A 5,677-nucleotide genomic window follows, 5' to 3' on the forward strand; every position below is an offset into this window, starting at 1 on the left:
GCTCTTTAACAATTTAAACCTATCAATCTGTGTGGGCACTCGTTGATGAATATCAAAACGTTTTATCTTTAGGTAAAACAGTTACTTCGGTAACAAATTGATTTCAATGAACTGAGTGACCAATACGTTTAACTACTTGTAGTTATTTGGCACAGTCAATTCATTACCATTCTGTTGGAATGGTAATAGCTTTAGAATTACATGTTCATCGTCTTTTTCGAAAGAGCAATGAATATTAGTTTTGAAGTCAGTATTCGTTGAGTCACAAAATCTTAAATTGAAGAGTTTGATCATGGCTCAGATTGAACGCTGGCGGCAGGCCTAACACATGCAAGTCGAGCGGAAACGACACTAACAATCCTTCGGGTGATTTAATGGGCGTCGAGCGGCGGACGGGTGAGTAATGCCTAGGAAATTGCCTTGATGTGGGGGATAACCATTGGAAACGATGGCTAATACCGCATAATGCCTACGGGCCAAAGAGGGGGACCTTCGGGCCTCTCGCGTCAAGATATGCCTAGGTGGGATTAGCTAGTTGGTGAGGTAATGGCTCACCAAGGCGACGATCCCTAGCTGGTCTGAGAGGATGATCAGCCACACTGGAACTGAGACACGGTCCAGACTCCTACGGGAGGCAGCAGTGGGGAATATTGCACAATGGGCGAAAGCCTGATGCAGCCATGCCGCGTGTATGAAGAAGGCCTTCGGGTTGTAAAGTACTTTCAGTTGTGAGGAAGGGTGTGTAGTTAATAGCTGCGCATCTTGACGTTAGCAACAGAAGAAGCACCGGCTAACTCCGTGCCAGCAGCCGCGGTAATACGGAGGGTGCGAGCGTTAATCGGAATTACTGGGCGTAAAGCGCATGCAGGTGGTTCATTAAGTCAGATGTGAAAGCCCGGGGCTCAACCTCGGAACTGCATTTGAAACTGGTGAACTAGAGTGCTGTAGAGGGGGGTAGAATTTCAGGTGTAGCGGTGAAATGCGTAGAGATCTGAAGGAATACCAGTGGCGAAGGCGGCCCCCTGGACAGACACTGACACTCAGATGCGAAAGCGTGGGGAGCAAACAGGATTAGATACCCTGGTAGTCCACGCCGTAAACGATGTCTACTTGGAGGTTGTGGCCTTGAGCCGTGGCTTTCGGAGCTAACGCGTTAAGTAGACCGCCTGGGGAGTACGGTCGCAAGATTAAAACTCAAATGAATTGACGGGGGCCCGCACAAGCGGTGGAGCATGTGGTTTAATTCGATGCAACGCGAAGAACCTTACCTACTCTTGACATCCAGAGAAGCCAGCGGAGACGCAGGTGTGCCTTCGGGAGCTCTGAGACAGGTGCTGCATGGCTGTCGTCAGCTCGTGTTGTGAAATGTTGGGTTAAGTCCCGCAACGAGCGCAACCCTTATCCTTGTTTGCCAGCGAGTCATGTCGGGAACTCCAGGGAGACTGCCGGTGATAAACCGGAGGAAGGTGGGGACGACGTCAAGTCATCATGGCCCTTACGAGTAGGGCTACACACGTGCTACAATGGCGCATACAGAGGGCAGCAAGCTAGCGATAGTGAGCGAATCCCAAAAAGTGCGTCGTAGTCCGGATTGGAGTCTGCAACTCGACTCCATGAAGTCGGAATCGCTAGTAATCGTGAATCAGAATGTCACGGTGAATACGTTCCCGGGCCTTGTACACACCGCCCGTCACACCATGGGAGTGGGCTGCAAAAGAAGTGGGTAGTTTAACCTTTCGGGGAGGACGCTCACCACTTTGTGGTTCATGACTGGGGTGAAGTCGTAACAAGGTAGCCCTAGGGGAACCTGGGGCTGGATCACCTCCTTATACGAAGATACTTACGATGAGTGTCCACACAGATTGATTAGGTTTAGAAAGTAAAAGAGACGATATTGGGTCTGTAGGCACCGCCCTTCGGGTTAGAGCGCTCGGGTCGTTAGCTCAGTTGGTAGAGCAGTGACTTTTAATCATTGGTCGGAGGTTCGAATCCACTGCACGACCCACCAATATCGACTAAGGAATACAAATATGGGGCTATAGCTCAGCTGGGAGAGCGCCTGCCTTGCACGCAGGAGGTCTGCGGTTCGATCCCGCATAGCTCCACCATCTTTAAGGTTTTTCTCTTAAGAATATTTAAAAATGGGTTCAAAGCTTTTGAATCAAGCTCTTTAACAATTTGGAAAGCTGACTGATTGATTTACTTACGAGTAATTCAATCAAATTTAAAAGTTCTCAATGTTTATCTTTCATTAGATAAACACAACAAACACATTCAAGTGTCTTGTATTCGAATCAAACTTTAGTTTGATTCACAATTGAGTCCGGCAAACAGTCATCAAGAATTAACCCTTCTTGATGACAACCAAAAACCTTGGTTAGTTGCCATACGCTAAGACCCTTTCGGGTTGTATGGTTAAGTGACTAAGCGTACACGGTGGATGCCTTGGCAGTCAGAGGCGATGAAAGACGTAATAACTTGCGATAAGCCCAGATTAGGTAGTAATAACCTTTTGAGTCTGGGATTTCTGAATGGGGAAACCCTCGTGCACAAGCACGTATCCTGTTGTGAATACATAGCAACAGGAGGCAAACCGGGGGAACTGAAACATCTAAGTACCCCGAGGAAGAGAAATCAACCGAGATTCCGAAAGTAGCGGCGAGCGAAATTGGATTAGCCCTTAAGCTTTTAATGATGCAGGTGAAGAGTCTGGAAAGTCTCGCAATAAAGGGTGATAGCCCCGTAACCGACACATCATAATCAGTGAAAACGAGTAGGGCGGGACACGTGATATCCTGTCTGAATATGGGGGGACCATCCTCCAAGGCTAAATACTACTGACTGACCGATAGTGAACCAGTACCGTGAGGGAAAGGCGAAAAGAACCCCTGTGAGGGGAGTGAAATAGAACCTGAAACCGTGTACGTACAAGCAGTAGGAGCACCTTCGTGGTGTGACTGCGTACCTTTTGTATAATGGGTCAGCGACTTAATTTTAGTAGCAAGGTTAACCGTTTAGGGGAGCCGTAGGGAAACCGAGTCTTAACTGGGCGTACAGTTGCTAGGATTAGACCCGAAACCAGGTGATCTAGCCATGGGCAGGTTGAAGGTTGAGTAACATCAACTGGAGGACCGAACCGACTAATGTTGAAAAATTAGCGGATGACTTGTGGCTAGGGGTGAAAGGCCAATCAAACCTGGAGATAGCTGGTTCTCCCCGAAAGCTATTTAGGTAGCGCCTCGGACGAATACTACTGGGGGTAGAGCACTGTTAAGGCTAGGGGGTCATCCCGACTTACCAACCCTTTGCAAACTCCGAATACCAGTAAGTACTATCCGGGAGACACACGGCGGGTGCTAACGTCCGTCGTGGAGAGGGAAACAACCCAGACCGCCAGCTAAGGTCCCAAAGTATAGCTAAGTGGGAAACGATGTGGGAAGGCTCAGACAGCCAGGATGTTGGCTTAGAAGCAGCCATCATTTAAAGAAAGCGTAATAGCTCACTGGTCGAGTCGGCCTGCGCGGAAGATGTAACGGGGCTAAGCTATACACCGAAGCTGCGGCTACGTACCTTAGGGTATGTGGGGTAGGGGAGCGTTCTGTAAGCCGTTGAAGGTGGTCTGTAAGGGCTGCTGGAGGTATCAGAAGTGCGAATGCTGACATGAGTAACGATAAAGGGAGTGAAAAACTCCCTCGCCGGAAGACCAAGGGTTCCTGTCCAACGTTAATCGGGGCAGGGTGAGTCGCCCCCTAAGGCGAGACCGAAAGGCGTAGTCGATGGGAAACGGGTTAATATTCCCGTACTTCTTACAATTGCGATGGGGGGACGGAGAAGGCTAGGTGGGCCTGGCGACGGTTGTCCAGGTTCAAGTACGTAGGCGGAAAGTTTAGGTAAATCCGGACTTTCATTAACGCTGAGATACGATGTCGAGCTACTACGGTAGTGAAGTCATTGATGCCATGCTTCCAGGAAAAGCCTCTAAGCTTCAGATTATAAGAAATCGTGCCCCAAACCGACACAGGTGGTCGGGTAGAGAATACCAAGGCGCTTGAGAGAACTCGGGTGAAGGAACTAGGCAAAATGGTACCGTAACTTCGGGAGAAGGTACGCTCTTATCAGTGAAGTCCCTTGCGGATGGAGCAGACGAGAGTCGCAGATACCAGGTGGCTGCAACTGTTTATTAAAAACACAGCACTGTGCAAAATCGTAAGATGACGTATACGGTGTGACGCCTGCCCGGTGCCGGAAGGTTAATTGATGGGGTTAGACTTCGGTCGAAGCTCTTGATCGAAGCCCCGGTAAACGGCGGCCGTAACTATAACGGTCCTAAGGTAGCGAAATTCCTTGTCGGGTAAGTTCCGACCTGCACGAATGGCGTAATGATGGCCACGCTGTCTCCACCCGAGACTCAGTGAAATTGAAATCGCTGTGAAGATGCAGTGTACCCGCGGCTAGACGGAAAGACCCCGTGAACCTTTACTACAGCTTGGCACTGAACATTGAACCTACATGTGTAGGATAGGTGGGAGACTATGAAACCGCGTCGCTAGATGTGGTGGAGTCGTCCTTGAAATACCACCCTTGTAGTTTTGATGTTCTAACGTTGGTCCCTGAATCGGGATTACGGACAGTGCCTGGTGGGTAGTTTGACTGGGGCGGTCTCCTCCCAAAGAGTAACGGAGGAGCACGAAGGTGGGCTAAACACGGTTGGACATCGTGTGGTTAGTGCAATGGCATAAGCCCGCTTGACTGCGAGAATGACAATTCGAGCAGGTGCGAAAGCAGGTCATAGTGATCCGGTGGTTCTGAATGGAAGGGCCATCGCTCAACGGATAAAAGGTACTCCGGGGATAACAGGCTGATACCGCCCAAGAGTTCATATCGACGGCGGTGTTTGGCACCTCGATGTCGGCTCATCACATCCTGGGGCTGAAGTCGGTCCCAAGGGTATGGCTGTTCGCCATTTAAAGTGGTACGCGAGCTGGGTTTAGAACGTCGTGAGACAGTTCGGTCCCTATCTGCCGTGGGCGTTGGAAAATTGAAAGGGGCTGCTCCTAGTACGAGAGGACCGGAGTGGACGAACCTCTGGTGTTCGGGTTGTCATGCCAATGGCATTGCCCGGTAGCTAAGTTCGGAATCGATAACCGCTGAAAGCATCTAAGCGGGAAGCGAGCCTTGAGATGAGTTTTCCCTGGCACTATAAGTGTCCTAAAGGGTTGTCGTAGACTACGACGTTGATAGGCAGGGTGTGTAAGTGCTGCGAGGCATTGAGCTAACCTGTACTAATTGCCCGTGAGGCTTAACCATACAACACCCAAGGGGTTTTGTGGACTCAATAGAAAGACAGACCTTGAATGAGTTTGAAGAGACATAACTTTTAAATCAGTTTTTCCGAATTTTAAAAAAATTTGCTTGGCGACCATAGCATTGTGGACCCACCTGATTCCATGCCGAACTCAGAAGTGAAACACAATAGCGCCGATGGTAGTGTGGGGTTTCCCCATGTGAGAGTAGGACATCGCCAGGCTTTAATTTCGACTTTGTCTATTTAATAGACAAGTCACCATAGAGTTCTAAGTTTTCTTAGAGTTTTATGTTGACTTTCAAAGTGGAAAGCGTATTATACGCGTCCTGCTTAAGTGCTAAGGCACTGAAAGCGTTCTCTTTTTAGAGAACA

General features: G+C 49.2%; 2 tRNA genes and 3 rRNA genes. All 5 read left to right on the forward strand.

Features of this window, described 5'->3' with window-relative positions:
• Window positions 1-274: 274 nt before the first annotated feature.
• The 5 genes from BCU57_RS20925 to rrf all read left to right on the forward strand — a co-directional run bounded on the left by BCU57_RS20925 (window position 275) and on the right by rrf (window position 5,527).
• Window positions 275-1,829, forward strand: a 16S ribosomal RNA gene (locus BCU57_RS20925).
• Between the two features lie 103 nt (window positions 1,830-1,932).
• A tRNA-Lys gene (locus BCU57_RS20930) sits at window positions 1,933-2,008 on the forward strand.
• Between the two features lie 24 nt (window positions 2,009-2,032).
• Window positions 2,033-2,108: transfer RNA gene (locus tag BCU57_RS20935), tRNA-Ala, on the forward strand.
• 305 nt (window positions 2,109-2,413) lie between these two features.
• Window positions 2,414-5,307, forward strand: a 23S ribosomal RNA gene (locus BCU57_RS20940).
• A 104-nt stretch (window positions 5,308-5,411) separates the two neighbouring features.
• Window positions 5,412-5,527 (forward strand): 5S ribosomal RNA (gene rrf, locus BCU57_RS20945).
• Together the 16S, 23S and 5S rRNA genes with 2 tRNA genes alongside form the textbook arrangement of a ribosomal RNA operon.
• The last annotated feature ends 150 nt before the right edge of the window (window positions 5,528-5,677 follow it).

The sequence above is a fragment of the Shewanella sp. 10N.286.48.B5 genome, assembly GCF_002874355.2.
Lineage (GTDB): Bacteria > Pseudomonadota > Gammaproteobacteria > Enterobacterales > Shewanellaceae > Shewanella.